This is a genomic window from Halomonas urumqiensis, from assembly GCF_003028575.1.
GTDB classification, from domain to species: Bacteria; Pseudomonadota; Gammaproteobacteria; order Pseudomonadales; family Halomonadaceae; genus Halomonas; species Halomonas urumqiensis.
Genome location: NZ_PYUD01000004.1, coordinates 70,314 through 96,481 on the forward strand (window position 1 = coordinate 70,314; position 26,168 = coordinate 96,481).

A 26,168-nucleotide genomic window follows, 5' to 3' on the forward strand; every position below is an offset into this window, starting at 1 on the left:
ATCATATATATGATATATGAATCGTCGGCCCATTTTCCATACACGTTTCGAGTTTCGCTGAGGAAAGCACTGCCCAGGCGACAACGACATTCATAACAGGAGTCATTATGTTGAAAATTGTCGTAACCGAATTCATCGACGAACGGGTGGTAGACCGCCTGAAGGAACGCTTCAATGTCGTCTTTGATACCCGGCTGGTCGACGATCGGCAGGAATTGTTGAAGGCCATCGAGGATGCCGATGGCGTTATCGTGCGTAACCGCACACAGGTCGACAGCGAGTTGCTGGATGGGGCGCCACGGCTGAAGGTCGTGGGCCGCCTGGGAGTGGGGTTGGACAATATTGATGTCGACGCGTGTGAGTCCCGGGGTGTGGCGGTCAAGCCTGCGCATGGGGGAAATGGAAGCTCGGTGGCCGAATATGTGATAGCCGGCGCATTGATGCTGCGACGCAACGCCTACTTCTCCAGTCGAGTGATGCTGGCTGGCCAGTGGCCCCGCCAGGAACTTATCGGGCGCGAGATCAGCGGGAGTGTGCTGGGCCTGGTGGGGTTCGGGGCGATTGCTCGCGAGACCGCTCGGCGTGCCCAGGCGCTTGATATGCAGGTGGTGGCTTACGACCCTCACTTGCCTGAGGACGCCCCGGAGTGGGGCGGCGTCAGGCGTTGCGAGACGCTTGATTCGCTGCTGGAAGTGGCCGATGTAGTGAGCCTGCATGTGCCGCTGAATGATGCGACGCGCCATCTGATCGATGCCGGTTCGCTCGCGCTGATGAAGTCCGATGCCGTGCTGATCAATGCCGCCAGAGGCGGAGTCATCGATGAACAGGCCCTGGCGACGGCGCTCGTCGAACACCGTCTGGCGGGAGCGATGCTCGATGTCTTCGAGCAGGAACCCCTGGCGCGAGGCTCGTGCCTGGAAGGTGTTCCCAACCTTATCCTGACACCGCATATTGCTGGCGTCACCGCAGAGTCCAATGCGCGTATCAGCCAAATCACTGCTGACAATGTCACGCAAGCCCTGGACAACGCAGAGGAGCTCAGCTCATGAATACCACGGTGACTCTCGATATCGAACAAGCACGGGAGCTGGCCATGGCCGCCATGCTCGGGCGTGGCTTCGGGCGTTCGGAAGCGTCGGCGACCGTCGATGCATTGCTGGCCGCCGAGGGTGATGAGCTACCATCGCACGGCCTGTCTCGTTTGCCTTTCTATCTCGATCAGGCGGCATGTGGAAAAGTCGTGGCCAGTGCGATTCCGAGCGTCGAGGTCGATGACGCCGTCGTACGTGTGGATGCTCGTTTCGGACTGGCCTTCCCGGCCATGAAAGTGGGGCTGGAAGCCGCTTATGGGGCTATCGCGAAGCACGGGATCGTAGCGGTGTCGATTGCCAATTCCCATCACATGGGTGTGGCTGGCGCGCCAGTGGAGCATGCCGCACGGCGTGGCTTTGTCGCGCTGGCGTTCAGCAATGCTCCCTCGGCCATGGCGCCATGGGGCGGCGACCGCCCTCTGTATGGCACCAATCCGATTGCCTTCGCCTGCCCGCGTAACGGCAACGATCCATTATTGATCGACCTGTCGCTGTCGAAGGTGGCGCGCGGCAAGGTCATGCTGGCCAGGAAGCAGGGAGTGCCTATTCCCGAGGGATGGGCCATGGATGCACAAGGGCAGCCCACCACTGACCCGGATGAAGCCCTCGCTGGCAGTATGGTGCCGGCTGGCGATGCCAAGGGTGCCGCGTTGGCATTGATGGTTGAACTGCTCGCCGCCGGGCTTGCCGGTAGCCACTTCGGATTTCAAGCCAGTTCATTCCTGGATGCCGAAGGAGAGCCGCCTGGCATTGGTCAACTGATCCTGTTGCTCGACCCTGGGCGCTTTACCAAAGGGTTCGAGCAGCATGTCGAGCGTCTCTTTTCGGCCATCGAGGATCAACCGGGCACACGCTTGCCTGGAGAGCGCCGCTACCAGCTCCGGCGTGAGTCGGATCACCAGGTTTCACTGCCTGCCGAGCTGGTGGCGGAGCTCGAGGCGCATGCGTCTGCTGGGCAGTGATCATCCGGAAGTCGAGGGCCCGGTAGAGCGCCTGATCACCAATGGTGCTTCCAGCTGCTGATGGTGGGGTGACGGATTGCCATTGATGCGGGCGATGATCGCATCGGCAACCAGGTCGCCCAGGGCCTGGGCGGGAACGGCAACGGTGGTGAGGGGCGGGTTCATGAAGGGGGATTGCGGAAGGTTATCGTAACCCGTGATGGACACGTCCTCGGGGATTTTCTTGTTGCTGCGCTGGGCCGCCAGCATCACGCCAAATGCAAGCGTATCGTTTCCACAGAGGATGGCCGTAGGTGGCTGCGGCCTGGTCATCAGTTCCTCGAATGCCTCCGCGCCCTCGGCGATTCCATATTCCACGGTGATGATATTGCCTGGCGAGATGGGATACCCCGCTTGCTCGGCGGTTTTAAGGAAACTGTTCAGCCTTGCCCGCGCCCGGTCATTGGTTCTGGTGGGCGCGCTGATCACGGCGAGCCTGCGATGTCCCAGCGTGAGCAGGTGTTCGACCAATTGGCGCGCTGGCAAGGCATTGTCGAATCCCACGCAGGGGCAGTCGGGATCATTGACGTTATGCCAGCAGGTCAAGAAGGGCAGGCGCCTGCGTTGCAGCAAGTCAATGCTCTCTTCACGGTGATCGTGGCCAAGTAGTACAACCCCATCCACCCCTTGCTGTATCAGTGTGCGCAAGGCAGCGAACTCGTCATCCAGGTCGTAGCGATAGGTCGCGATCAGCAGTCGGCAATCATGATGCTTGAGCCGTTGTTCCAGGCTATCGATCCAGGCGCTGAATACGGGATTGTCCAGCGTCGGGACGAGAACCCCGATGGCGCCTATGCGTCTCGAGGCAAGCGCACGAGCGGCGCCATCCGGCACGTAACCGAGCTTGTCGATGGCGGCCTCGACCCGCTCGCGTAGTCGTTGGCTGACGTGGGGCGCGCCATTGAGCACACGTGATACGGACGCTGTGGAAACGCCCGCTGCTCGGGCCACATCACCAAGTAGAGCGTTGGGGATTTCCTTGGTCATTGGCTTGCTCGGCTTCAGTGAGGGGTGGTTCCTCGCGGAGCGAGGTGCGGTCGACGCGGTTTTTTTCTGGACAGGTCATATATAGGAGTCTATGTTGAAGGTGTCCTCATTGTAAGCGCTTACAGATCTTGGATGATCAGTGTAGACGTCACATGTTCGATAGCAAGCGAAACGAATATGCCGCAATGGGAACAACGCCAGCCATCATCGGGATGATGCTTCATGGCTCATGAAACTCATTGAAACACGACAACTAAGGAGGCGCACAGCGATGAACGGCTACATGTGGTTGGCGTCAGGGTTGTTTGCTGCATTCTTCATCAATATCGCCATTCAACGTTTCTTGCCAGGACTTTACGAACTCTCTTCGGCACTGGAAGCCACGTTGTTGGTCGTTGCAACAGGCGTTTTCATTGGCGGTTGCCTCAAGCTCGAATCCCGAAGCCCCAGCAGCTCATGAGCTGCTGGACGTTCGGGGCTTAACAATAATGATTTCCCAGGAGCATGCTGATGTCACTTATCAAGACACTGACTGACTACAAGAATAATTTCGGTGAGCCGAGCAAGCCAGAAAGACGCGAGTTCATGCGAGCCGCCACACGCTATGGCTTCAGCGCCGCCGTGATCGCTGGCGTCGGCGGTACCCTGTTCTCCGAACGGGCGCTGGCGCAAACGGCACAAGAAGAGAGCGAGCGCCGAGCCGCTGCTGAAATGACCATTGTGCTGGCGACGGGTTACCGGGTTGGCGCGACCCGAGCCTACCCGATCATGCAGTTGAACTATAAGGAGAATATTCAGAACTTCACGGGTGGTCGTGTGTACGTCAGGTTGGCGCCGGCCGGCGAGCTAGGGGTGGGTGATGCCCTGATCAGCAAGGTGCAGAATGGTTCGGTTGCGATTGCACAGCACTCAATGGCCAATCTTTCCGCCTTTGCGCCTGAAGTGGATCTCATCAACATTCCCTACTGGTGCGGCAATAACCAGAACTTCGTCAATCTGGTGACCTCGCAAACCTGGCAGGACGTGGTCCACAGCAAAGTGGAGGAGCGCGGCTTCAAGGTGCTCTCGTATGCGTGCATCGACCCACGCACCGTGGCCGTTCGTCGAGGCCTTCTCGATGGGCCGGCGAAGGTGCCCGAAGACATCAGTGGCATCAAGTTCCGGGTGCCGGCATCGGACATCCTGCAGAAGGTTTATCGGCTGCTGGGTGCCAATCCCACGCCGGTAGCATGGGGTGAAACGTCCTCCGCGATGCAGCAGGGCGTGGCTGACGCTCTCGACCCGAGTGTTCAGGCGCTGCTGGTATTCGGCTTCACGGACGTATTGCAGAGTATCTCCACGATCCAGTCGGTTGCCGATGCCCAGGTTTACACCTGCAACAAGGAGTGGTTCGACTCGCTACCCGCTCCGATTCAGGACGGCATCATGCAAGCGGCCGAAACCACCTTCCGCGAGAATCTGGCCAAGGTTCCGGCCTCGCGTGCCTATGCCTACAGCCAGATGCGTCAGGCGGGCGTCGAGGTCTACACGCCCACCACTGATGAAATTGATCAATGGAGGGAGCGTTGCGGCCACCATCTGTCGGATTGGGATGACACCAAAGTGGATCTGGCCGGCTCAATGGAGGTATTCGAACAATTGCTGGAAGCTACGGAGGTTGACAATGGATACTTCGTCGACAGCAACAGCTAATACCTCAAGGTGGAGAGCCTTCCGCCTGCGTTGCGATCGCATCGATCGCAATGCTGAGCGGTGGTTGCTGCTGACTTTCTATGCGCTGATCATTCTGACGATTGCCATCGAGGTCATCCGCCGTTTTCTGCTCAACTACTCCTCGTCCTGGGGCGAGGAGTTGGCGAGATTCGCTTTTATCTACCTGGCCTGGCTTGCCGCTGCGGCGGCAGTCAGGGATCGAGCGCACATTCGAATCGATGTGTTAGTCAACCTCGGTGGGCCGCGCATGAAGCGTCTCGGTTGGTGGTTGTCGGATATCGCGACATTGGTTCTGGCAGTCTGGGCGTTGTGGTTATCCATCTCTCCAATTCTGACCTCGATCAATTTCGGGTCGATAACACCTGGGTTACGTGTTTCGCAGGCGGTTTTCCTGGCGGCAGTGCCACTCGGTTTTGCATTGGTTGTGACGCGAGTGATTCAGTCGATGCTCGCAGACGTTCGCCGCATTCGGCGAGGTGAACCGGTGTTCGATGGTCAAAAATTATTTGACTGAGGAGTGTTGCCATGGAATTTCTTGCCTATCAGCCGGCTGCCGTTGAGCTGACATGGACCTTCTTCTTGCCGTTGGCAGGCCTGGTCGTAATGATTGCCCTGGGTGTGCCGATATGGGTATCTATCGGCTTGGGAAGTCTGTTGATAATGACGTTGACGGAAGCATTGCCGTTATCCGTTTTCGGCGCCTCGCTGTTCGAGGGTATCAACGCTTTTGCTTTGATAGCCGTACCTCTCTTTATCTTGACGGGCGATGCCCTCGTTAGATCGGGTCTGTCGGATAAATTACTGGATCTCGCTCTGGCAACAGTGGGGGGGCTGCGTACCGGCATGGGGAGTTCTACTGCGCTGGGTTGCGGCTTCTTTGCCTGTATTTCCGGTTCTGATGCTGCAGGTGCTGCCGCGGTAGGGCGAATGACCATACACCGACTGGTGGAGCGGGGTTACCCCCTTCCTGCGGCCTGTGCACTGGTGGCTGCCGGAGCGTGTACCGGTATTCTGATCCCTCCTTCGATTGCCTACATCGTCATTGGCTTGGTGCTGGGAATGCCGGTTTCCACTCTATTCCTGGCGGCTGTCATTCCCGGTGTTCTGGTGATGCTGGCAATCATGGTGACCAATGTGGCGCTCAACCGCATACATGGATTTGAGGAGGGGCATCTTAGATTCTCATTCCAGACCTGGTTGCGTGCTGTATGGGATGCCAGATGGGCATTGTTCGTACCGTTCGTGATCCTGGGGGGAATTTATTCAGGGATATTCACGCCGACCGAAGCCGCCTCGGTGGCGGTGGTAGTCGTGGTGCTTGTTGGCTTCAAGCAGCGAACATTGAGCCTGAGCGATATTCCCCGAATGCTGGAATCCTCCGCTCGGGTCTGTGGTGTGATCGTGCCCATCATTGCCGTTGCACATCCGTTTGCTCAAATGCTGGCGAGCCTGGCCATTCCGCAAACCATGGTAGGTGGCATCACGGCGATTACCGACTCACCGATGCTCATCATTCTGATGATGATCGGCGTGTTGATCCTTGCCGGTTGTGTCATGGAGGCAACACCCAACATCGTCATCCTGGCGCCTCTGCTGTTGCCGCTCGCGCAGATGGTGGGAATGAATGATATCCACTTTGCCATTCTGATGGTCACGACTCTGGGGCTGGGGTTCATTACGCCACCACTGGGGCTCAATCTATTCGTGGTCTCGGGGCTGACGGGGTGCTCGGTCCTGGCGATAGCCCGCTATGCGATCCCGTTTGTGCTGGGAATGCTGATGGTGGCACTGCTTATCGCCTTCGTCCCATGGTTGTCACTCTGGTGGCGTTGATGATGTTGCACTTGATGTAAATGATTGATGTATAAAATTGAAGTAAATGCTTAGTGTAAGTGCAATATGTAAGCGCTTACATATGAGAATAACTGCAATTGAGGAATTTCAAAATGGCGACAACTTACTACAAGAAGGCCGAGAAGAATGCGTCTACCGGCTACGACCAGACCCAGGAAATCGTCTCCCGCATGCTCGCCGAGATCGAAGCGGAAGGGGAGGCCAAGGCCAAGGAGTACTGTCGTACCCTGGATGGCTGGGAAGGCGATGTCGTGGTCAGCCGTGAACAGATCGAGGCGGCCAAGGACAAGGTGCCCGAACAGCTCAAGCAGGACATCCATTTCGCCTACGACAGGGTCAGTCGCTTCGCGGCGGCTCAGCGAGACAGCATCGCCGAGTTCGAGACTGAGCTTTCCCCTGGCCTGTTCGCCGGGCAGAAGCTGATCCCCATGGAAACGGCGGGTTGCTATGTGCCAGGTGGCCGCTATGCCCACATCGCTTCCGCCATCATGAGTGTGGCGACGGCCAAGGTGGCTGGCGTCAAGAATGTCGTGGCCTGCTCGGTGCCGCGCGATGCACAGGGAATCCACCCGGCGATTCTTTACGCCATGGACCTGGCCGGCGCCGACATCATCCTGCAGATGGGCGGCGTCCAGGGGATCGCCTCCATGGCCTTCGGCCTCTTCACCGGCAAGCCTGCCGACATCCTGGTGGGGCCGGGCAATCGGTTCGTTGCCGAATCCAAGCGTCAGCTCTTCGGACGCTGCGGGATCGACATGTTCGCCGGGCCCACCGAGATTGGCATCATCGCCGATCATCATGCCGACCCGGATATCGTCGCCGCCGACCTGGTGGGGCAAGCCGAGCATGGCCCGGATTCCCCGGCCTGGCTTTTCACCACCTCGCGTGAGCTTGCCGATGCCGTGACCCAGCGGATGCCCGCTCTGATCGCATCGCTTCCCGAGACCCAGAGCCAGGCTGCCGATGCGGCATGGCGTGACTATGGCGAGATCATCCTGTGCGACACGCGCGAGGAAGTCGTCGAGGTCAGCGATCGATACGCCTCCGAGCATCTGGAACTGCAGGTGGAAGACCTCGACTGGTGGATAGCGCGACTCAACAGCTACGGCTCGTTGTTCGTTGGCGAGGAGGCCACGGTAGCCTTTGGCGACAAGTGCTCAGGCACCAACCATATCCTGCCTACCAAGGGGGCGGCTCGCTACACCGGTGGCCTGTGCGCGCAGAAATTCCTCAAGGTCGTGACCTACCAGCGTCAGAGCCGCGAAGCCACACGCAGCGTCGCGGCGGCCACCGCGCGTCTGTCGCGTTGTGAGGGGATGGAGGGGCATGCGCGTACCGGGGATGTGCGTCTGGCCAAGTACTATCCCGATGAAGTGTTCGAACTGGTGATCAAAGAGGAGCTCTGAGATGCCATCAGCCTTTGATCTCGGTGGCCAGGTGGCGCTGGTCACCGGGGGCAGTAGCGGACTCGGCTGCGCCATGGCGAAAGCCCTGGCCTCGGCCGGCGCAAAGGTCATTGTCGCGGCGCGACGTCGTGAGGCGCTTGACGATACCGTGAACGACATTGAAGCACAGGGCGGCCAGGCGGCCGCCCTCGTGGCCGACCTTGCCGACCCCGCATCGCTCGAGCAGATAGCGCAACGTGCCGCCGAGCCTTTTGGCGCCGTCACCATTCTGGTGAATGCCGCCGGTGTCAACTTGCGACAACCCATCGATGAAGTCGACCTGGCCGCCTGGCAACTGACCATGCAGTTGCATCTCGGGGCGCCATTCTTCCTTGCTCAGGCACTTGTCCCTGGCATGCGGGAGCGCGGTTATGGACGCATCATCAACCTGGCATCGCTCCAGTCCCAGCGGGCCTTTCCCAACAGTGCCCCTTATGGCGCGGCGAAAGGCGGTGTCGTTCAGTTGACAAGGGCCATGGCGGAGGCGTGGTCGTGCTTTGGCATCAACGCCAACGCCATCGCTCCGGGATTCTTCCCCACCGAACTGACGGCACCGGTATTCCAGGATTCCGCTTCCGCCGAAGCACTTGCGGGCAGAACCGCCATTGGCCGAAACGGGGAGCTGGAAGATATCGAGGGCCCCACGGTGTTCCTTGCCTCGCCCGCTTCCCGCTATGTCACCGGGCAGACGTTGTATGTCGATGGCGGCTTTACCGCCAAGTAACGAAAACGCTGCACAAATGCCTGCGCGGGTAAATCACTGCGTTGCGCGGTGCGCGGAATCCTCACCTATACCCCATAGGCTCCGGTTCCTGTGCTCCGTGCGCCTTGTGCTTCACGCCGCTCGTCGATTTGTGCAGCGGTTACTAAACGCCACGTTGTGGAGAACCCAACATGCGAGCACTTTATTATCTCGGTCCCGAGCGAATCGAATTGCGCGAGACCGAAGAGCCTGCCCTGGCACCAGGAGAGTCCAGGGTGCGTATCCAGGCGACGGGCATCTGCGGTTCAGACCTGCATGCCTATCATGGCCATGACCCACGCCGTCAGCCGCCATTGATTCTGGGGCATGAAGCGGCCGGAGAAGTGGTGGAGGGTGCGCTTGCCGGCAAACGCGTCACCATGAATCCACTGATTGTCTGCGGGGTCTGTGACTACTGCCTCGCAGGGCAACAGAATCTGTGCAGCAATCGCACCATGATCGGCATGACGCGTGCAGGGTCGTTCGCCGAGAGCGTGACGATTCCCGACCATTGCCTGATCGAATTGCCGGATACGCTGCCCGCCGTTGCGGCGGCGCTGACAGAGCCCGCAGCCACATCGCTGCATGGCATCAACCGTCTGGAACGCTCACTTCCACGCTCACTTTCCGAGGCCTCGGTGCTGGTCATCGGTGCCGGGGCAATCGGGCTGTTGTCGGCGTTGATGTTGCGCCAGCGCGGCGTGAGGAATCTGTTGGTGGTCGACACCAATCCGCTGCGGCGTGAGACAGCCATCCGTGCCGGTTTCGAGACACTGGATCCACGTGACAAGGCATTGCCAAGCGACAGCTTCCATGCCGTTGTGGATTGCGTGGGTGCCGCGCCCACCCGTGAAATGTCGGTCAAGGCCGTGCGCCCTGCAGGCGTCGTCCTGCACCTGGGGCTGCAGGATAATGCTCAAGGACCGGATGCGCGTGCCATCACGCTTAAGGAGTTGACGTTTCTGGGTGCCTACACCTACACGCCATCAGATCTCCGAGCGACGGTGGCACTGCTCGATTCGCGCGCGCTGGGGGATCTCGAATGGGTCGAGGTACGACGACTTGATCAGGGAGCGGCCGCCTTTGCCGACCTGGTCGCGGGCAACACCGCCGCCGCCAAGATCGTCCTGCAGCCATGATAGGCGCCCCTCATCACCCTCCGGCAAGCCTATGAACTCGATGGTTGCCGGAGGGTGGCACCACTGGCTCAGCCCTGACGCTTGAGCTGTTCCTTGAGCTGCTTGGGTACCTGCTTGATGATCAGCCGGTCCTGCGCTTCGTCGTATTCGATGCTCGAGCCCAGCAGATGAGAGTCGAAGCTGATGGAAACGCCGCCGGCGCGGCCGGCGAAGCGGCGGAACTGGTTGAGGGTGCGCTTGTCAGGTGGAATCTCCGGTGACAGGCCGTAGTCGGCCTGGCGGATATGGTCGAAGAACGCCCTGGGTTCGCGTTCGTCGAGGACTTCCGAGAGCGCTTCGAGCGTGATTGGCTCGCCGCGGCTGGCATGCTCGCTGGCGTAATCGATCAGGGCATCGGTCTTCTCGCGGCTGGCGTCTTCGGGGAGATCCTCCTTCTCCACATAGTCGCTGAAGGCCTTGAGCAGCGTGCGGGTCTCGCCGCTGGCATCCACCCCTTCGATGGCGCCCAGCAGGGCGGCGAAGCCTTCCGCGAGCTTCTTTCCGCCACGGTCACGGGTCCAGGACAGGTACTGCTTCGATGCCCCATCGGCTTGCCATTGGCTGATGTTGAGCCTGGCGGCGAGGCTCATCTGGGCGAGGTTGAGCTGGCGGGCGGGCACTATCCGGTGGGCGTCATCAACACAGAAGCCCTCACGATGATGCAGCAGTGCCAGGCTCAGGTAGCGGGTATCACCGAACTGATAGTCGAGAAACAGCAGGTCACCGGACAGCGACAGATGCTCCGCGACCAGTTTGGCCACGCGCTCCGCCCATTGACGGGTCACCAGGCTGAAGTCGCTGTTGCCTTCGAGGTAGTCGCGAAGTTCCGCAGGCAACGCTGAGCTTTCAGCGTCGTCACCTGGCCCGGCGAAATGCCCCCATGACTTGTTCTTGGCATGAAAGGCCTTGTTCACGCCCTCGAGCAGCGCATCCAGATGCTCCGATGGGGTGAGTTCGGTGCTACTGGGTACCACACCGCCGGAGGCATCGTCAGAGCCCGTGTCAGCAGGATGGACGATGCGATGAATGATGCTGTGGTGTATCGGCATGGTGGCTCCCGCGCGACGATCAAGAGGAGGGCGATGATACGTGCCTTACGGCCTGAGTCGATACCCGCTCCTGAAGATCCAGGCGATCGTGGTAAGAGCCACGCACAGGAACAACAGGATCATGCCAAGGCTCAACCACACGCTGACATCGCCGATGCCGTAGAAGCTCCAGCGGAAACCGCTGACCAGGTAGACCACGGGGTTTGCCAGCGTCACCGCCTGCCAGAAGGGCGGCAGCATGTCGATGGAGTAGAACGTGCCACCCAGGAAAGTCAGTGGGGTGATCACCAGCAGCGGGACCAGCTGCAGTTTCTCGAAGCCATCGGCCCAGATGCCGATGATGAAGCCGAGCAGGCTGAAGGTGACAGCGGTGAGCAGCAGGAACACCAGCATCATCAGTGGATGGGCGATCGAGAAGGGCACGAACAGCCGGGCGGTGGCCAGCACGATGAGCCCAAGGATCACCGACTTGGTGGCCGCTGCACCGACGTACCCCAGCACGATCTCGATGTAGGACATCGGCGCCGAGAGGATTTCGTAGATGGAGCCCGAAAAGCGCGGGAAGAAGATCCCGAAAGAGGCGTTGGAGACGCTCTGCGTCAAGAGCATCAGCATGATCAACCCGGGCACGATGAAGGCGCCGTAGCTGACGCCATTCACTTCGCTGATACGGGTGCCGATGGCAGCGCCGAAGACCACGAAGTACAGCGAGGTGGAGATCACCGGCGAGACGATGCTTTGCAGCACTGTGCGCAAGCTGCGAGCCATCTCGGCACGGTAGAGTGTCTTCACGGATTCCAGGTTCATGTGACGCGCGTTGCGCAATGCCGACTTGCTCTCTTGCAGGTTCACTGTCGCTCCTTGACCAGGCTGACGAAGATTTCCTCGAGCGAGCTCTGGCGAGTATGCAGGTCCTTGAAATGGATGCCGGCGGCTTCCAGATCGGCGAGTAGCCCGGCAATGTTGGCCGTGTCGTCGTCTTCGTCGGCATCGGTGCGGCTGGCATCGTAGCGATAGACGAGGGCATGGCCGTCGTCGGCAAGCGCCAGGTCATGGTGCGCGAGCGTGTCGGGGACGTCGCTCAGCGGCGAATGCAGGTGCAGGGTCAGTTCCTTGCGGCCAAGCTTGCGCATCAAGGCGCGCTTTTCTTCCACCAGCACCAGTTCGCCGCGTCGGATCACCCCGATGCGGTCGGCCATCTCTTCCGCTTCCTCGATATAGTGGGTGGTGAGGATGATGGTCACCCCGCTGTTGCGCAATTCGCGCACCACTTCCCACATGTCACGGCGCAGTTCGACGTCGACCCCGGCGGTGGGTTCGTCGAGAAACAGGATCTCGGGCTCATGGGCCAGGGCCTTGGCGATCAGCACGCGGCGCTTCATGCCGCCGGAAAGGGTGATCAGGCGGTTGCGGCGCTTTTCCCACAGCGACAGCGAACGCAGTACACGCTCGATGTGTGCCGGGTCCTTGGGCTTGCCAAACAGCCCGCGGCTGAAGCTCACGGTGTCCCACACCGTGACGAAGGCCTCGTTGGTCAACTCCTGGGGCACCAGGCCGATGCGTTCGCGAGCGGCGCGGAAGTCACTGACGTTGTCATGACCATCCACCAGTACGCGGCCGCTGGTCGGGTTGACCAGCCCGCAGATCACGCTGATCAGGGTGGTCTTGCCCGCGCCATTGGGACCGAGCAGGGCAAAGATTTCACCTCGACGTATATCGAGGCTGACATCCTTGAGTGCCTCGAAGCCCCCGCTGTAGACCTTGCCAAGATGCTCGACGGCAATCACGGCATGTTCACTCAAGGGTGATGTCTCCCGCGAAGTCGAGCGCGAGGTCGATGCCCTCGACCCTGACGGTCACGGTAGCGGGCAAGGTCTCGTTGCCGGCAAGCGTTCCTTCGTCTCGCGCCTTGTTCACGGCGGCTTCGATTTGCTGTTGGGTATTCACGCCGACGGTCTTGAGCAACTTGCGAATGCTGTGCTGGAAGGCTTCGTCATTCATGATGGGCTCCTTGGGTATCGATCAGCGTCACCATCCTATCGCGACTCGGCGCTGGTGACAGGCGTCTGTACAAAAGCTATGCAGTTCGCGTCTCCAAGAAAAAGCCGCGCATGATGTTCATGCACGGCTCCCGGGTGGCGTGGTACCCGGCTCAACTGCGGTCAGTGATTTCCAGCAGATGATAGCCGAACTGGGTCTTCACCGGGCCATGAACCTGGTTCAATTCACCGGAGAACACCACGTCGTCGAATTCCCGGACCATCTGGCCGGGGCCGAAGCTGCCAAGGTCACCACCTTGCTTGCCGGAGGGGCAGGTGGAGTGTTCGCGGGCGACCTCGGCGAAATCTCGACCGCCTTCGATCTCGCTCTTGAGTTCCTGACACTTCGCTTCACTGGATACCAGAATGTGACGTGCGCTGGCGCGGGCCATGGGAGTCTCCTGTCGGTTGGCATGCACGAATGGGCAAGGATAGCATGGCGTTGCCTTGGTGGGTGGCCGTCACGGCAGGGGGATCTCGTTGACTTGCCTGGGGATGTGGTAGCCGCGCTGCACCGCCGGTCGGCTGGCGATCTCGAGATACCAGCGCTTGACGTTGGGATAGTGGTCAAGGTCGATGCGTTGCCATTCGAAGCGCGACGCCCAAGGCCAGATTGCCATGTCGGCGATGCTGTATTCGCCGGCGACATGGAGGTTGTCGGCAAGGCGGTTGTCCAGCACCTGGTAAAGCCGTTTGGCCTCCCCGTGGAAGCGCTCCTCGGCATAGGGGGCCTTGCCGGCGTTGAACGTGAGAAAATGGTGCGCCTGGCCAAGCATCGGGCCGAACCCGCCCATCTGCCACATCAGCCATTCCATCACCCGATGACGGTTCTCGCCCTCGCGTGGCAGGAAACGGCCACACTTGTCGGCCAGGTAGATCAGGATCGCGCCTGATTCCATCAGGTGCATGCCGGTGTCGTGATCGATGATGGCGGGGATCTTGTGGTTGGGGCTGACCTCGACGAACTCGGGTGCGTGCTGTTCCCCCTGGGTGATATCCATCGCATGGACGCGGTAGGGCAGGCCGAGCTCCTCCAGCATGATGGAGACCTTGCGGCCATTGGGCGTGCTCCAGGTCCAGAAGTCGATCATCTAGGGTCCCTCGGTGGGTGGTCATTCGGCGCGAGCCCTGGCACCTCAAGATTGGCTCCTCCAGAATGGCGCCTACAGCTGCGGGGCGTCGTAGTCGAGCGGCTCGTCGGAATACACGCAGACGTTCGCCTCGGCAATGTCGCCATCGGGATCCTCGAGGTGGGTGGCAAAGAACCCGCGAATCTCGCGGCGCTGGCAGTGCGCTTCGAAGGCTTCGCGGTTGGCCCAGATCTCGTGGAACACGATGGGGAAACTGTCGCCCTGGGCGAAGGGATTTTCGATATGCCGCGTGACGGTGTAGAGCAGGCAGGCATCCTCACGGTGAGCATTCGGCTCGAGTGCCTGCAAGGCCTTGAAGACGGCGGCTTCCTTGCCGGGCTTGGGCTTGAAACTGGCGGTACAGTAGATCTTGCGTGACATGCTCGACTCCTGGCGTGTGGTAATGCCAGGGACAATACCATCCGGCGGATCGTCGGCGGTACTCGCCGCTGGTATCCGTGGCGCGGTTAGCTGATCATGTCCCGCCAATTCCCCGTACCCCGAGTGTTGAATGGGCCAACCGAGACCGACATCGTCGCTGGACCCCGCCCAACGCTTTGCCCGCCTGACCGAGCTGCTGGCCAAGTGGCAGGCGGTCTGGCGTCCGGCGCCCTTCATGACGCGCACCCCGCCATGGGCGGTGGATGCGCATGATGGCGTACTCGACGGCCTGTACGCGTCACTGCTGGCACTCTCCGATGAAGACTGTGTGAGGCTTGAAAGTGAGCCGTTCATCGACTCTCCCCTGACGGAGTGGCTGCCGGTGAGTGAGCTCGCCGAGCTCGTGAGCCTGCCGCGAATGGCTCCCGCCGAGCCCCTGCCGGAGGCGTGGAACGTGCATGTCGGTGGCCGCAAGTGGCGCCAGATAGAAGCCTTTGTACCCCAGGTGCGGGTGTTGCCCGGACAGTCGCTGGTGGAGTGGTGCGCGGGCAAGGGGCACCTGGCCCGCACACTGGCGCGCCGACATGGCATCGAAGTCAGCGGCCTGGAGTGGGAGGCGGGGTTGTGCGAATCCGGGCAGGCATTGGCGGCACGGCAGGGCGTGGCGCTCGAGCTGGTGCCACAGGATGTCATGGCCGACGATGCCGAGCGTTGGCTGGGTCCCGATCGCCATGTGGCGGCGCTGCACGCCTGTGGTGACCTGCACACTCGCCTGCTGCGGCTTGTCAGCGATCACGGCGGTGCGCTGACCCTGGCGCCATGCTGCTACCAACGCACCGCCGATAAGGTGTATCGCCCGCTTTCGCGGCACGGCCGAGAGGTTATGGCGGCAAGCGGGCTTGGCCTGTCCCGCGATGACCTGGCGCTTGCCGTGCAGGAGACCGTGACCGCACCGCTCGGGGTGCAGCGTCGACGCGCACAGGCCAGTGCCTGGCGTCTCGGCTTCGACCTGCTGCAGCGCGACGTGCGCGGCGATGATCGCTACCTGCCGGTGCCAAGCCTTGCCTATGGCAAGTTGCCGACTCATTTCGCCGATTTCTGCCATTGGGCAGCCCGCCAGAAGGGCCTGGAACTTCCCGGGGAGAAGAATTGGGCGGCCTTCGAGGAAGCCGGCTGGCGGCGCTTGCACGAGGTCAAGAGGCTTGAGCTCGTCAGGCATCTGTTTCGTCGCCCGCTCGAGGTGTGGCTAGCGCTGGACCGTTTGCGGTTACTCGAGGAAGCGGGCTTTCACGCCGAGCTTGGCACGTTCTGCGCGCGTGAATTGACACCACGCAACCTGTTGCTGCGCGCCAGCCGGCCATAAATTGACAAGGCTCGATGGGATAAGGCTCGATGCCTCCCAACGTTGAAAGTCGCCGCGGTGATCCCTGCATGCGTTTGGTTCACAGTTAACGCGTCGGTCTTATTGGCGGGACGATCAGAGGGTAATGGAATGCGAGGGTGGTGGGTGGTGGGTAGCGCACTGTTGCTCGTGGGCGTGCTGGTGATCGCCCTGCGACCGCCGGCCGAGCCCGCCACGAGCGCGCCGTCACGGGCAGGCGAGCCTGTCAGTTCCGAGGACCTGGAGGGGCGCCGCGGGGCGCTGGTCGACCAGGTGGTGTTCACTCGCGAAGCCGACGTGGGGCGTGTCACCGGCTTGATCGAGGCGGGCAGCCACCAGCTGTTCACCCAGGGCATCTCGAGCCCCACGGTGTTCAATCGCCTGCGCGATTCACTGGCCACTGGCTACGACATCGCCTACGGCACCTATAGCGAGTTGACGCTAAATCCGGCGGGGCCGGAACTGGCCGATGGCACGCTCAACCCCTTCCATGTGCCGGCCATACGTGAAGCCCTGAACCGCCTGATAGATCGCCGGCATGTCGCCGAGGAGATATTCGGTGGTTTGGCGGTGCCGCGCTTGCTGCCGCTTTCCACGGCCTTTCCCGATTACTCGAGGCTTGCCGATGTGGCCCGAGAACTGGAACTTCGCTACGCCTACGACCCGGTTGCCGCGGGGCAGGTGATCCATGACGAGATGCTGGCGCTTGGCGCCCGCCGAAGCGATGGGCAGTGGTGGTACGCGGGGGAGTTAGTGCAGATCAAGGTGCTGATCCGCACCGAGGACGAGAGGCGCAGGGTCGGTGATTACCTGAGTAACCTGCTGGAGGATCAGGGCTTTGCGGTCGAGCGGCGTTATCGCACCGCCGAGGAGGCCTCGCGGTTGTGGATTGCCACCGATCCCATGGCCGGCCACTGGCATGTCTACACCGGCAGCTGGATTTCGACGGTGATCATGCGTGATCAGGCCGAAAACTTCAGTTTCTTCTATACCCCTCGCGGTCGGGCGGAACCGCTGTGGCAGGCCTATCAGCCGACGCCCGAGTTCGATGAACTGGCCGACCGTCTGCAGCGACGCGATTACCGCACTCTGGCCGAGCGTGAGGCGATGATGGCAAGCGCATTGGCATTGGCGATGCAGGACTCTTCGCGTGTCTGGCTGGTCGATCAGATCAATGCCACTGCCAGGGCGGCCAATGTGCAAGTGGCGGTGGACCTGGCCGGTGGGCTGGCAGGCTCCGCGCTGTGGCCCTATACGCTGCGCTACACCGACCGGGTCGGCGGCGAGATGGTGATCGGCATGCCGGCGCTGCTGGCCGAGCCCTGGAACCCCATCGCCGGCAGCAACTGGGCCTTCGACCGCATGATCACCCGCGCGACCCAGGACCCGGCGGTGATGCCCGACCCCTTCACCGGGCTCTATCTGCCGCAGCGATTGATCCATGCGCAGGTCACGGTAGAAGCCGGTGTTCCCGTGACGCGCACCCTGGACTGGTTGAGTGTCGATACGGCCGAGCGCATCGAGGTACCCGCCGAGGCTTGGCTAGGATGGGACCAGACCGAACGGCGCTTCCTGTCCGCCGGCGAGTTGCATCCCGATGGCCTCACCACACGCACCCGAGTAAGGGTGCACTACGACGAGGCGCTGTTCGAGCGCCACTGGCATGATGGCACCCGCTTGTCGCTGGCGGATTTCGTGCTGCCATGGATTGTCGATTTCGAACGCGCCGCTCCCGATAGTGCCTTGTACGATGTCGCTCATTTGCCCACCTTCGAAGCGTTTCAGCGCCACTTCCGGGGGTGGCGCATCGTCTCGGAAGACCCGCTGATCATCGATATCTACAGCGACCAGATCTACCCCGATGCGGAGTCGATGGTGGCCGCTCGTGCGCCGAATCCGATTCCCTGGCATACCCTGTCACTGGGAGTTCTGGCAGAGCAGCGCGGCCAACTGGCGTTTTCCTCCAACAAGGCGGACCGGCTGGGAGCGGACTGGATGAGCCTGGTGGCGGGACCCAGCCTTGCGGTGCTCGAGAGCCTGCTGGAGGAAAAGCGCCAGACCCAGGCAATCCCGTATGCTGCGGTACTCGGCCCGTGGGTGGATGGGCAAGCGGCGAACAGGCGTTTCGAGGCGCTGGCACGCTGGCATGGCGAGCGTGGGCACTTCTGGATCGGCAATGGCCCGTTTGAGCTCGAGGCCGTTTACCCGGTCGAGGGCAGTGTGGTGTTGAAGCACTTCGCGGATTTTCCCGACCCCGCCGATAAATGGCTGCGTTTCGCAAGCCCCATGGTGCCGGAGCTCGAGCTGGATGGGCCATTGGTGGTCGAGGTCGCGCCACCGACCGGCCAGAATGGTGCCGCCGTGGAAGCGATGGGCGGTGCCGAAGGCCTGGAAGGCGCCGAGTTCCGGCTGACGGTGACCTTCGAGGGACAGGCTTATTCCGCCGAGGCAATCGATGCGATCCAGGTGCTGCTGTTCAATGGCCGTGACCAGCTCACCCACCGGGGTGAAGCCGAATCCACTGGCGAGGGCAACTGGCGAATCCGGCTCAGCCCCGAGACCCTCACGGCACTCGGGGTCGGTGCCAACAGCCTGGAACTGGCGGTGACCAGCAAGCATGTGGCCCTGCCAGTCTTCGCCTCACACGTGTTCGCCACCGTGCCACAAGGTGGCGGGGAGCAGCCCCGATGACATTGCCACGTTCAGCGCAGGCCTCTTCTGATGCAAAGGCACGTTCCACGGCGCGGCGCAGTCTGGCCCGTGATCTGCGCCATCTGCTGTTGTTCGCGCTGCGCCGGCTTGTGGGGTTGCTGTTTACCGTGTTGGTGGGGGTCTACCTGACCATCGTGATCGCCAACATGGGCGGCAAGGTGGATGAGCTCAGGCTGGTGCAGATTCGCAGCGACGTCTCGGAAATGGTGCGCGCGGACCCGGCGTTCCAGGACATGCCCGCCGAGGAGCGCAACACGCTGATCGCCCGACAGGTGGGGCTTGAAGTGGAGCGCTTGCGGCTCGACGAGCCTTTCCTGCTGCGCAGCTTCGATTACCTGCAGCGCGCCATGCGCCTCGACCTGGGGCGTGCCGAGCAGATGCACAGCGACAGTGGATCGCGCCAGGTGTATGACCTCATCGTCGAGCGCTTGCCCGCGACCCTGCTGCTGTTCGGCAGCGCCAATCTGCTGGTGTTCTTCACGTCGGTATTCGCCGCACTCTATCTGTCTCGCCGTTACGGGGGCGCCGTTGATCGCAGCATCATTGCGCTGGCCCCCAGTTCGGCCGCTCCCGGCTGGTTCTACGGTATTTTCCTGATCCTGTTCTTCGCCTTCCTGGTGCCGCTGTTGCCCGCCGGAGGCATGGTCAGCGTGCCGCCGCCGGAGGGGCGACTCGCCTATGCGGCAAGTGTGCTGCGCCACATGCTGTTGCCGCTGGCGGCGATGTTCCTGTCGTCGATCTTCATCTCCATCTACTCCTGGCGAACCTTCTTCCTGATTCATTCAAGCGAGGACTACGTGGAGATGGCCCGCGCCAAGGGGCTGCCCTCGAAACTGATCGAGCGGCGCTATATCCTGCGCCCGACCCTGTCGCCGATCATCACCAGCTTCCTCTTGATGCTGATCGGTCTGTGGAGCGGGGCGATCATTCTCGAGCAGGTGTTCAACTGGCCGGGGCTTGGTTCACTGCTGTTCCAGGCCATTGGCCATCGCGATACCCCGGTGATCATCGGTGGCGTGGTGATATTCGCCTACCTGCTGGCGGCCACGGTGTTCTTTCTCGACATCCTCTACGCGTTGCTCGACCCACGCGTGCGCATCGAGGGAGGCAAGCAATGATCATCGAGCGCTTGCGTGCCGGTTGGGTCGAGCTGCGTCGCTACCCGTCGGCGCTGATGGGGCTTGGCATCATCGCGGGACTGTTGATGCTGGCGCTGTACACGGTGATCGCCATTCCCTATCCCCAGGCCCTGGAGGCGTGGCGAGGCGGTGAGGCATGGCGCATGCACCCGGTGAATGCCGAGCCACTGTGGCTTGATCGGCTCAAGGGCGGGGATGCGCCGTCCACGCTGATCATCGAGCATGATGCCGAGGAGGTCGAAGAGACGATGTTCACCGGCGGGCGGCGTCTGCGCATCCCGCTGGCCTTTGACTTCGGCTACGCTGACTTTCCCGGCGAGATGAACCTGTTCCTGCGCGCCGAGGACCACGCCGAGGCGCCCTTCGCGAGACTTTCGTGGCTAACCCCCGATGGCCGCGACATCAGCCTCGGGGGGCATCGGCTACAGCCCCGGCACCGTGTGTCGATCTCCCAGGACCGTGAGTTGACCCGACGCCTCGGTGGCCTGGCGCCGCATATTGGCCTGTTCGCCGACCCCGCGAGTGACGCTGTGCCGGAGGTGTTGCCCGGACGCTATCGGCTGGTGCTCGATGTGGTGGTGTTCGATGAGCAGGCGGACATCGACGCCACGCTGGTCGTCTATGGCCGCGTGCATGGCATCGCCGGCACCGATCATCAGCGTCGTGAACTCAGCCTGGCGCTGATGTGGGGCACGCCGGTGGCGCTGGCCTTCGGGTTGATCGCCGCGGTCGGCACCACCCTTACCACCCTGGTGATCGCCGCCATGGGAGTGTGGTACCGCGGCTGGGTCGATGCGCTGATCCAGCGGCTCACCGAGGTCAACATGATCCTGCCGCTGTTGCCGATCCTGGTGATGGTCGGCACCCTTTACTCCACCAGCATCTGGCTGATGCTGGGGGTGGTAGTGGTGCTGGGTATCTTCAGTGCCGGCATCAAGACCTACCGCGCCATGCTGCTGCCGATTCGTGAGGCGCCATACATCGAGGCGGCGCGCGCCTATGGGGCCAGCGACATGCGCATCGTGTTGCGCTACATGATTCCGCGCATCCTGCCGGTGCTGATTCCCACCTTCGTGACCCTGATCCCGACCTTCGTATTCCTCGAGGCGTCGCTGGCGGTGCTTGGACTGGGAGACCCGGTGTTGCCGACCTGGGGCAAGGTGCTCAACGATGCGCAGACACAGAGTGCGCTGTACAACGGTTACACCTACTGGGTGGTGGCGCCGGCATTGTTGCTGATGCTCACCGGGCTTGGTTTCGCGATGCTCGGCTTTGCCATGGATCGGGTCTTCAACCCACGCCTGAGGAACCTGTGATGGCGGATGCGAGCCTGCTGCGAGTCGACGACCTGGCACTGCATTACCAGACCAGAAACGGGGTGGTGCGTGCGGTGGATGGGGTGAGTTTCGACATCCAGCGCGGTGAAGCGCTGGTGATCCTCGGTGAGTCCGGGTGTGGCAAGAGTTCGCTTGCCAAGACCCTGATGCGAGTGCTGCCGCGCAATGTCCACCACGTTGGCGGACGCGTCACGCTGGATGGTGTCGAGATCAGTGCGCTGCCCGATGAACGCTTTCGCCGTGACGTGCAGTGGTCGCGCATGGCGCTGGTGATGCAGGCCTCGATGAATGCCCTCAACCCGGTGGTCAAGGTGGGCGCGCAGGTCGCCGAGCCGCTACGCGTGCTGCGCCGCTGGCCGCGCCGCCGGGCACTCGAACGGGCGGCCGAGGTGTTTGCGCTGGTGGGGCTTTCGAATGATTTCATGACCCGCTACCCCTTCGAGCTCTCCGGGGGAATGCGCCAGCGCGCGGTCCTGGCCATGGCACTGGTGGCCGAGCCGGACCTGGTGATCCTCGATGAGCCGACTTCGGCGCTCGATGTACTGACCCAGGCCAGCATCATGAACGTGCTCAAGCGCGTGAAGCGTGAGCTTGGCACCAGCTTCATTCTCATCACCCATGACGTGGCGACCTCGAGCGAGCTTGCCGACCGCGTGGCACTGATGTACGCCGGTGAGCTGGTGGAAGTCTGTGATGCGCGGCGCTTCTTCAGCGAGCCCGCCCACCCCTATTCCCGCATGCTGATGGCAAGCGTACCCAGGCTTCGTCAGCGCGAGCGGCCGCAGTCGATTCCCGGACAGCCACCTAGCCTGCTGTGGCCCCCGGCCGGCTGCCGTTTCGCCGCACGCTGCCCCGAGCGTTTCGCCAGTTGCGATCACAGCCCGCCGGCGCTGCCACTGCACGAGCGTCACCGGGTACGCTGCTGGTTGCATGCCCTCGACAACGCCAGCCCGGTGAGCGATGGCCCGCGATCGACGGGAGAGGAGGGCACCCATGATCGATAGCGCTACCTCGGCAGGCCGGCGAGTGCCACTGCTCGAGGTCGATGACCTGCATACCTGGTTCGAGTTGCGCCAGTGGGGATTCAGGCGGGTGGGCACCGTGCACGCGGTGGATGGTGTCAGCCTGGCGCTTGCCCACGGCGAGGCGGTGGCCTTCGTCGGCGAGAGTGGCTGTGGCAAGAGTTCGCTTGCCCGCACCTTGCTCGGCCTGCACCGGCCTACCCAGGGCGAGGTGCGCTTCGATGGCCAGGCGCTGGCAGGGCTCGGCAAGGCTGACATGAAGGCCTATCGCGCCAAGGTTGGCTATGTGCAACAGGACCCGTTTGGCGCCTTGCCACCGTTTCTGGATGTGCGGCGCATTCTCGCCGAGCCGTTGATCGTGCATGGGGTGACGGATCGCACCGAGCGGGAGCGACGCATTCGCGCGGTGTTGGAGGAGGTCAGGCTGGGGCCAGTGGATGAAGTGCTGGGCAAGTTCCCGCACATGCTCAGCGGCGGCCAGCAGCAGCGCGTGGTGATCGCCCGGGCGCTGGTTCTCGAGCCCGTGATGATCATCGCCGACGAGCCTGTATCGATGCTCGATGCATCGGTGCGGGTCGAGATTCTCGATCTACTGCGGCGCATTCAGAGCGAACGAGAACTGACCCTGGTGTTCATCACCCACGACTTGTCCACCGTGCGCCACTACGCCGAGCGGATCTTCGTGATGTACGCCGGCAGGGTGGTGGAGAGCGCGCCGGTGGATGAGTTGCTCGATCACCCCCAGCACCCTTACACCCTGGCACTGCTCTCGGCACTCTCCGACCCGGACGCCGACAATGCCCTGCGGCTGCGCGAGGTGCCAGGCGGCGAGCCACCGAGCCTGATTCATCCACCGAGTGGGTGCCGTTTTCACCCGCGCTGCCCGCAGGCCATGGCCGGGCTCTGCGATCGCGACGAGCCAATCGAGTTCACCCCCCGCCCAGGGCATGTCTCGGCCTGCTGGCTGTACCAGTGAATGTCCCGCGGGAATGCCGGTCAATCCGCCTCCCTGTCGGCCAGCCACGCCTCGAAGAAGGCCTGTATGCGTTCATGGGTGCCGGCGTACCAGGCCTCGTCCTTGATCACCACCCGTTGTGCATTGAGCGGATGGGTGGGAATGTGCAGGCGCATGTCGGCGCCGCTTTCGGGGTGCTCGGTCACTCGCAGGCTGGCCGAGCGGCGTGCCGGCCCATAGGGAATATGGCGGGCCAGTTCCGCCTGGCGTTCGGTACTGGTGGCAAAACGCAGGAATTTCCGCGCGGCATCCGGGTTTGGTGCACCGCGTGGAATCACCCAGGTTTCGTGCTCCTGCACCTGGCCATCCCATAGAATCTCGATGGGTGCCTCGGCGTTGACCATGGCGTCGAAGAAGCGCCCGTTGTAGCCGGAAGCCATCACCACGGCCCCGCTGGTCAGCAGCTCCACAGGCGTTTGGCCATCCTGCCACCAGCGGATATCGGGGAGTTCCCCTAGCCGGTCGAGGGCCAGTCGCAGGCCACGCCGGGTGCTCAGCAAGCGGTAGAGCTCCTGGTGGGGCACGTCATAGGCCAGCAGTGCCCATTCCATGTTGGCCGCGGCACTGCGTTTCAGGGCGCGGGGGCCGGGGAAACGCTGTGCATCGAACAGATCATCGATGGAGGTAGGGCGTCGCCCGGGAAAGGCGTCGGTGCGGTAGGCCACCACCGTGGCAAACAGGCTGTGGGTAATGGCGCAGCGGCTCAATGAACCGGGCAGGAAGTCCTGAATCGGTGGGGTTCCCTCCGGTGAGGGTGCAAGCAGGCTCGGTGCCAGCGGTTGCAGCAGCCCCTCGTGACACGCCGCCATGGCATCGCTCTTGGTCATGTCGATGATGTCCCAGGGCACCTCGCCCTCGGCCTCTGCACGCCGCAGTTCGTCGATGCCACCAGCGTATTGCATGACCTCGACCGGACGACCGGTTGCGGCGCTGAAGGGGGCAAACAATGCCTGCTGCTGGGCCCGCTCATAGGCGCCCCCCCAACTGAGTACGCGCAAGGTAGCCTTGTCCGATGCCTGGCCGACTGGCGACACCAGCAGCAGCGCTACCAGCAGCCATACCAGCGAACCGGGAAGCCCTGGACTCGTTGCCAGTGAACCTGCACGTGGCAGGTCGGGGTTTCCTCTTGCATGTCTCGGATCAACCGCTGCCATGTTCTTCCCGCCTCAGTTCCTCGCTGCTTTGCAGATAGGCTCGCGCGATGCTGGTTTCGGTCACCACGCCAAGCAGACGACCCTGCTCGTCCACCAGTGGCAGGGCTTCGCCGCTGACCTCCTGGAGCTCTGCCATGGCGTCCCACAGCGAGGTCGCGGGCGAAAGCCGGGGGCGCGGCGACTCGGGGATGTCCCCCAGACGCTTGCGGTGCTCACCGTTTTCTCTTGCCGCCTCCAGTTCGGCGAGGCTCACGCAGCCCACGTAATGGCCATGGTCGTCCACCAGGAAGGCTTCGCCATGGCGTGCCTGGCCAAGCGCGAAGATCGCATCGCCGACGGTGGTGCCGGGAGGCAGTGTCACGCAATCGGATGATTTCAGTTCCGCCACCGCCGTGCGGCGCAGCAGGGCACGGCCACGCCCCGCCGAGAGATCCAGGCCACGCCGCTCGAGCTGGATGTCGAACAGCGAACGGCCGAATAGCTGGGCGGCAATGGGGCTTGCCAGTGTGACGCTGGCAAGCGCCGCGGTGGTCAGTGCGTAGCTGCCGGTCAGTTCGAAGACGATCAGCAGGGTGGTCAGGGGAGCGCCGATTACCGGGGCGGTGACGGCCACCATGCCGCACACCGCATAGAAGACAAAGGTATCGAGCTGGGCACCGCTGAGCTGGGCCACCAGGCTGCCACACAGCGCGCCGAATAGCGTGCCGATGACCAGTGCGGGGCTGAACACGCCGCCGCTGAAGCCCATGCCCAGGCAGAGTGCCGTGGCCAACAACTTGAGCACCAGTACCAGCACCAGTTCGCCTGCCCCGAAGGCCCCGGCGATGGTAGCGAAGCGCAGGGTCTCCTGGCCCATGCCGAGGATATCGGGCACCTGCAGTGCCACAAGCCCCAGCAGGGCTCCGGCCATTGCAGGGCGCAGTTCCCGGGGAACCGGCAGGCGGTTCGCCAACTGCCCGGTGGCGAGGATCGCTCGCATGTAGCCGCCCGCCACCAGGGCGCCAAGCGCGCCAATGACCAGGAAGGCCGCGAATTCCCAGGGGCGTGGCAGGACGGTGTCTCCGACGTGAAATAGTGCGCCTCTCTCCAGTACGTTGGTGGCGATGACATGCCCGACGATGGCCGCCGCGGCCACCGGTGCGAAGGCCCGCAGGGCGTAGTGACGCAGCACCACTTCATGGGCGAAGACAATGCCGGCAAGCGGTGCGTTGAAGGCGCAGGCAATGGCCGATGCCACCCCGCAGGCGATGGTGATGTTGTCATCGGAGCGCCCCAGTCTCAGCAGCCTTGCACCCAGCGAACCCAAGGTGGCACCCAGGTGCACCAGCGGCCCGTATTGGCCCACCGAGGCGCCGCTGCCAAGCGAGACGATGGCGCTGAGTGCCGAGAGGCCGCCGGCCCTGGCGGGTAGCCGGCCAGCTCGGGTCTGCACCGCGGCGATCACATCGGCCGGGGTGTGGGGGCGCTGCTCGGGAATGGCGCGATGCAAAAGACCGACGACCAGCCCGCCGGTGGCGGGCACCAGCAAAGTGGCTGCCATCAACACGCCCGGGTGATCGAACATCATCCGGCTGCGAGGTGAGATCAACAGCCAATCGTTGAGCCACAGCACCGCGCTGACGAATGCGGTGGACAGCAGGCCCGCGGCGCCACCGATCAGCGCCCCGAACAGCACCAGGCCGAGGAAGCGCAACATTCCAAGCGCTCCCTGGGCGTTGCCGCGAACCGAGGAAGGTATGCTCATGCATTAGGTGTAAGCGCCGTGCCGCGTGTGGGCAAGGCGCGTGGCGAGTTATCG

General features: G+C 62.5%; 25 protein-coding genes. 15 read left to right on the plus strand and 10 right to left on the minus strand.

Annotated elements, in window-relative coordinates:
- Positions 1–107: 107 nt before the first annotated feature.
- A complete protein-coding gene (locus C6V82_RS12460) occupies positions 108–1,049 on the plus strand; it encodes a hydroxyacid dehydrogenase (protein WP_102586419.1) in 942 nt (313 codons plus the stop codon).
- Positions 1,046–2,053: an Ldh family oxidoreductase gene (locus C6V82_RS12465; protein WP_102586418.1), complete on the plus strand. Its 1,008-nt coding sequence runs from the start codon at positions 1,046–1,048 to the stop codon at positions 2,051–2,053. Before C6V82_RS12460 ends, C6V82_RS12465 begins: the two co-directional genes overlap by 4 nt.
- Here C6V82_RS12465 and C6V82_RS12470 read toward each other — a convergent pair whose 3' ends face one another.
- On the minus strand, positions 2,054–3,079 hold the full coding sequence (locus C6V82_RS12470; RefSeq protein WP_102586417.1) for a LacI family DNA-binding transcriptional regulator: 1,026 nt from the start codon (positions 3,077–3,079) through the stop codon (positions 2,054–2,056).
- Positions 3,080–3,350: 271 nt separating this feature from the next.
- Here C6V82_RS12470 and C6V82_RS12475 point away from each other — a divergent pair, with 271 nt between their 5' ends.
- The 7 genes from C6V82_RS12475 (at position 3,351) to C6V82_RS12505 (ending at position 9,972) form a co-directional block, all read left to right on the plus strand.
- A complete protein-coding gene (locus tag C6V82_RS12475; RefSeq protein ID WP_102586416.1) occupies positions 3,351–3,539 on the plus strand; it encodes a hypothetical protein in 189 nt (62 codons plus the stop codon).
- A gap of 50 nt (positions 3,540–3,589) precedes the next feature.
- Positions 3,590–4,771 carry a TRAP transporter substrate-binding protein gene (locus C6V82_RS12480; RefSeq protein ID WP_102586415.1) on the plus strand — a complete coding sequence of 394 codons (1,182 nt, stop codon included), beginning with the start codon at positions 3,590–3,592 and terminating at the stop codon, positions 4,769–4,771.
- The gene (locus C6V82_RS12485; protein WP_102586414.1) at positions 4,743–5,306 is read left to right on the plus strand and encodes a TRAP transporter small permease; all 564 of its coding nucleotides are present in this window, start codon (positions 4,743–4,745) and stop codon (positions 5,304–5,306) included. The genes C6V82_RS12480 and C6V82_RS12485 overlap by 29 nt, the downstream gene beginning before the upstream one ends.
- A gap of 11 nt (positions 5,307–5,317) precedes the next feature.
- Positions 5,318–6,625, plus strand: a complete 1,308-nt coding sequence (locus C6V82_RS12490; protein ID WP_102586413.1) for a TRAP transporter large permease — start codon at positions 5,318–5,320, stop codon at positions 6,623–6,625.
- A gap of 113 nt (positions 6,626–6,738) precedes the next feature.
- Positions 6,739–8,052 carry a histidinol dehydrogenase gene (gene hisD, locus C6V82_RS12495; RefSeq protein ID WP_102586412.1) on the plus strand — a complete coding sequence of 438 codons (1,314 nt, stop codon included), beginning with the start codon at positions 6,739–6,741 and terminating at the stop codon, positions 8,050–8,052.
- Position 8,053: 1 nt separating this feature from the next.
- The gene (locus C6V82_RS12500) at positions 8,054–8,815 is read left to right on the plus strand and encodes an SDR family NAD(P)-dependent oxidoreductase (protein ID WP_102586411.1); all 762 of its coding nucleotides are present in this window, start codon (positions 8,054–8,056) and stop codon (positions 8,813–8,815) included.
- Positions 8,816–8,985: 170 nt separating this feature from the next.
- Positions 8,986–9,972, plus strand: coding sequence for an alcohol dehydrogenase catalytic domain-containing protein (locus tag C6V82_RS12505; protein WP_102586410.1), 987 nt, complete (start codon positions 8,986–8,988; stop codon positions 9,970–9,972).
- A 68-nt stretch (positions 9,973–10,040) separates the two neighbouring features.
- On the opposite strand, the gene C6V82_RS12510 is transcribed toward C6V82_RS12505, so the two are convergent.
- The 7 genes from C6V82_RS12510 to C6V82_RS12540 form a co-directional block, all read right to left on the minus strand.
- A complete protein-coding gene (locus C6V82_RS12510) occupies positions 10,041–11,060 on the minus strand; it encodes a nucleoid-associated protein (RefSeq protein ID WP_102586409.1) in 1,020 nt (339 codons plus the stop codon).
- Positions 11,061–11,105: 45 nt separating this feature from the next.
- Positions 11,106–11,867 carry an ABC transporter permease gene (locus tag C6V82_RS12515; protein ID WP_102586478.1) on the minus strand — a complete coding sequence of 254 codons (762 nt, stop codon included), beginning with the start codon at positions 11,865–11,867 and terminating at the stop codon, positions 11,106–11,108.
- A gap of 41 nt (positions 11,868–11,908) precedes the next feature.
- A complete protein-coding gene (locus C6V82_RS12520) occupies positions 11,909–12,862 on the minus strand; it encodes an ABC transporter ATP-binding protein (protein ID WP_102586408.1) in 954 nt (317 codons plus the stop codon).
- Entirely contained in the window at positions 12,855–13,061 is a 207-nt protein-coding gene (locus tag C6V82_RS12525) for a DUF6494 family protein (protein ID WP_102586407.1), read from the minus strand. Before C6V82_RS12525 ends, C6V82_RS12520 begins: the two co-directional genes overlap by 8 nt.
- Before the next feature lie 151 nt (positions 13,062–13,212).
- Positions 13,213–13,491 carry a peptidylprolyl isomerase gene (locus C6V82_RS12530; RefSeq protein ID WP_102586406.1) on the minus strand — a complete coding sequence of 93 codons (279 nt, stop codon included), beginning with the start codon at positions 13,489–13,491 and terminating at the stop codon, positions 13,213–13,215.
- A 69-nt stretch (positions 13,492–13,560) separates the two neighbouring features.
- Entirely contained in the window at positions 13,561–14,190 is a 630-nt protein-coding gene (locus C6V82_RS12535) for a glutathione S-transferase N-terminal domain-containing protein (protein ID WP_102586405.1), read from the minus strand.
- Between the two features lie 72 nt (positions 14,191–14,262).
- Positions 14,263–14,610: a putative quinol monooxygenase gene (locus tag C6V82_RS12540; protein WP_102586404.1), complete on the minus strand. Its 348-nt coding sequence runs from the start codon at positions 14,608–14,610 to the stop codon at positions 14,263–14,265.
- A gap of 130 nt (positions 14,611–14,740) precedes the next feature.
- Here C6V82_RS12540 and C6V82_RS12545 point away from each other — a divergent pair, with 130 nt between their 5' ends.
- The 6 genes from C6V82_RS12545 to C6V82_RS12570 all read left to right on the plus strand — a co-directional run bounded on the left by C6V82_RS12545 (position 14,741) and on the right by C6V82_RS12570 (position 23,177).
- Complete coding sequence (locus tag C6V82_RS12545) at positions 14,741–15,973, plus strand: methyltransferase (protein WP_102586403.1); 1,233 nt, start codon at positions 14,741–14,743, stop codon at positions 15,971–15,973.
- Positions 15,974–16,102: 129 nt separating this feature from the next.
- Positions 16,103–18,682 carry an ABC transporter substrate-binding protein gene (locus tag C6V82_RS12550; RefSeq protein WP_102586402.1) on the plus strand — a complete coding sequence of 860 codons (2,580 nt, stop codon included), beginning with the start codon at positions 16,103–16,105 and terminating at the stop codon, positions 18,680–18,682.
- Complete coding sequence (locus C6V82_RS12555; RefSeq protein WP_102586401.1) at positions 18,679–19,821, plus strand: ABC transporter permease; 1,143 nt, start codon at positions 18,679–18,681, stop codon at positions 19,819–19,821. The genes C6V82_RS12550 and C6V82_RS12555 overlap by 4 nt, the downstream gene beginning before the upstream one ends.
- Positions 19,818–21,158, plus strand: coding sequence for an ABC transporter permease (locus C6V82_RS12560; RefSeq protein WP_102586400.1), 1,341 nt, complete (start codon positions 19,818–19,820; stop codon positions 21,156–21,158). The genes C6V82_RS12555 and C6V82_RS12560 overlap by 4 nt, the downstream gene beginning before the upstream one ends.
- Positions 21,158–22,183 (plus strand): ABC transporter ATP-binding protein, encoded by a 1,026-nt coding sequence (locus C6V82_RS12565; RefSeq protein WP_102586399.1) that lies wholly within the window; start codon positions 21,158–21,160, stop codon positions 22,181–22,183. Before C6V82_RS12560 ends, C6V82_RS12565 begins: the two co-directional genes overlap by 1 nt.
- A complete protein-coding gene (locus C6V82_RS12570; protein WP_102586398.1) occupies positions 22,173–23,177 on the plus strand; it encodes an ABC transporter ATP-binding protein in 1,005 nt (334 codons plus the stop codon). The genes C6V82_RS12565 and C6V82_RS12570 overlap by 11 nt, the downstream gene beginning before the upstream one ends.
- Positions 23,178–23,197: 20 nt before the next feature.
- On the opposite strand, the gene C6V82_RS12575 is transcribed toward C6V82_RS12570, so the two are convergent.
- Positions 23,198–24,370: an ABC transporter substrate-binding protein gene (locus C6V82_RS12575; protein ID WP_102586397.1), complete on the minus strand. Its 1,173-nt coding sequence runs from the start codon at positions 24,368–24,370 to the stop codon at positions 23,198–23,200.
- Positions 24,357–26,114, minus strand: coding sequence for a chloride channel protein (locus C6V82_RS12580; RefSeq protein ID WP_229843193.1), 1,758 nt, complete (start codon positions 26,112–26,114; stop codon positions 24,357–24,359). Before C6V82_RS12580 ends, C6V82_RS12575 begins: the two co-directional genes overlap by 14 nt.
- Positions 26,115–26,168: the final 54 nt, after the last annotated feature.

Bases quoted from the DNA above. Each gene is read 5' to 3' on its own strand.
- C6V82_RS12460 (WP_102586419.1), top strand. From the start codon at position 108: ATGTTGAAAATTGTCGTAACCGAATTCATCGACGAACGGGTGGTAGAC.
- C6V82_RS12465 (WP_102586418.1), top strand. From the start codon at position 1,046: ATGAATACCACGGTGACTCTCGATATCGAACAAGCACGGGAGCTGGCC.
- C6V82_RS12470 (WP_102586417.1), bottom strand. From the start codon at position 3,079: ATGACCAAGGAAATCCCCAACGCTCTACTTGGTGATGTGGCCCGAGCA.
- C6V82_RS12475 (WP_102586416.1), top strand. From the start codon at position 3,351: ATGAACGGCTACATGTGGTTGGCGTCAGGGTTGTTTGCTGCATTCTTC.
- C6V82_RS12480 (WP_102586415.1), top strand. From the start codon at position 3,590: ATGTCACTTATCAAGACACTGACTGACTACAAGAATAATTTCGGTGAG.
- C6V82_RS12485 (WP_102586414.1), top strand. From the start codon at position 4,743: ATGGATACTTCGTCGACAGCAACAGCTAATACCTCAAGGTGGAGAGCC.
- C6V82_RS12490 (WP_102586413.1), top strand. From the start codon at position 5,318: ATGGAATTTCTTGCCTATCAGCCGGCTGCCGTTGAGCTGACATGGACC.
- hisD (WP_102586412.1), top strand. From the start codon at position 6,739: ATGGCGACAACTTACTACAAGAAGGCCGAGAAGAATGCGTCTACCGGC.
- C6V82_RS12500 (WP_102586411.1), top strand. From the start codon at position 8,054: ATGCCATCAGCCTTTGATCTCGGTGGCCAGGTGGCGCTGGTCACCGGG.
- C6V82_RS12505 (WP_102586410.1), top strand. From the start codon at position 8,986: ATGCGAGCACTTTATTATCTCGGTCCCGAGCGAATCGAATTGCGCGAG.
- C6V82_RS12510 (WP_102586409.1), bottom strand. From the start codon at position 11,060: ATGCCGATACACCACAGCATCATTCATCGCATCGTCCATCCTGCTGAC.
- C6V82_RS12515 (WP_102586478.1), bottom strand. From the start codon at position 11,867: ATGAACCTGGAATCCGTGAAGACACTCTACCGTGCCGAGATGGCTCGC.
- C6V82_RS12525 (WP_102586407.1), bottom strand. From the start codon at position 13,061: ATGAATGACGAAGCCTTCCAGCACAGCATTCGCAAGTTGCTCAAGACC.
- C6V82_RS12530 (WP_102586406.1), bottom strand. From the start codon at position 13,491: ATGGCCCGCGCCAGCGCACGTCACATTCTGGTATCCAGTGAAGCGAAG.
- C6V82_RS12535 (WP_102586405.1), bottom strand. From the start codon at position 14,190: ATGATCGACTTCTGGACCTGGAGCACGCCCAATGGCCGCAAGGTCTCC.
- C6V82_RS12540 (WP_102586404.1), bottom strand. From the start codon at position 14,610: ATGTCACGCAAGATCTACTGTACCGCCAGTTTCAAGCCCAAGCCCGGC.
- C6V82_RS12545 (WP_102586403.1), top strand. From the start codon at position 14,741: ATGGGCCAACCGAGACCGACATCGTCGCTGGACCCCGCCCAACGCTTT.
- C6V82_RS12550 (WP_102586402.1), top strand. From the start codon at position 16,103: ATGCGAGGGTGGTGGGTGGTGGGTAGCGCACTGTTGCTCGTGGGCGTG.
- C6V82_RS12555 (WP_102586401.1), top strand. From the start codon at position 18,679: ATGACATTGCCACGTTCAGCGCAGGCCTCTTCTGATGCAAAGGCACGT.
- C6V82_RS12560 (WP_102586400.1), top strand. From the start codon at position 19,818: ATGATCATCGAGCGCTTGCGTGCCGGTTGGGTCGAGCTGCGTCGCTAC.
- C6V82_RS12565 (WP_102586399.1), top strand. From the start codon at position 21,158: ATGGCGGATGCGAGCCTGCTGCGAGTCGACGACCTGGCACTGCATTAC.
- C6V82_RS12570 (WP_102586398.1), top strand. From the start codon at position 22,173: ATGATCGATAGCGCTACCTCGGCAGGCCGGCGAGTGCCACTGCTCGAG.
- C6V82_RS12575 (WP_102586397.1), bottom strand. From the start codon at position 24,370: ATGGCAGCGGTTGATCCGAGACATGCAAGAGGAAACCCCGACCTGCCA.
- C6V82_RS12580 (WP_229843193.1), bottom strand. From the start codon at position 26,114: ATGAGCATACCTTCCTCGGTTCGCGGCAACGCCCAGGGAGCGCTTGGA.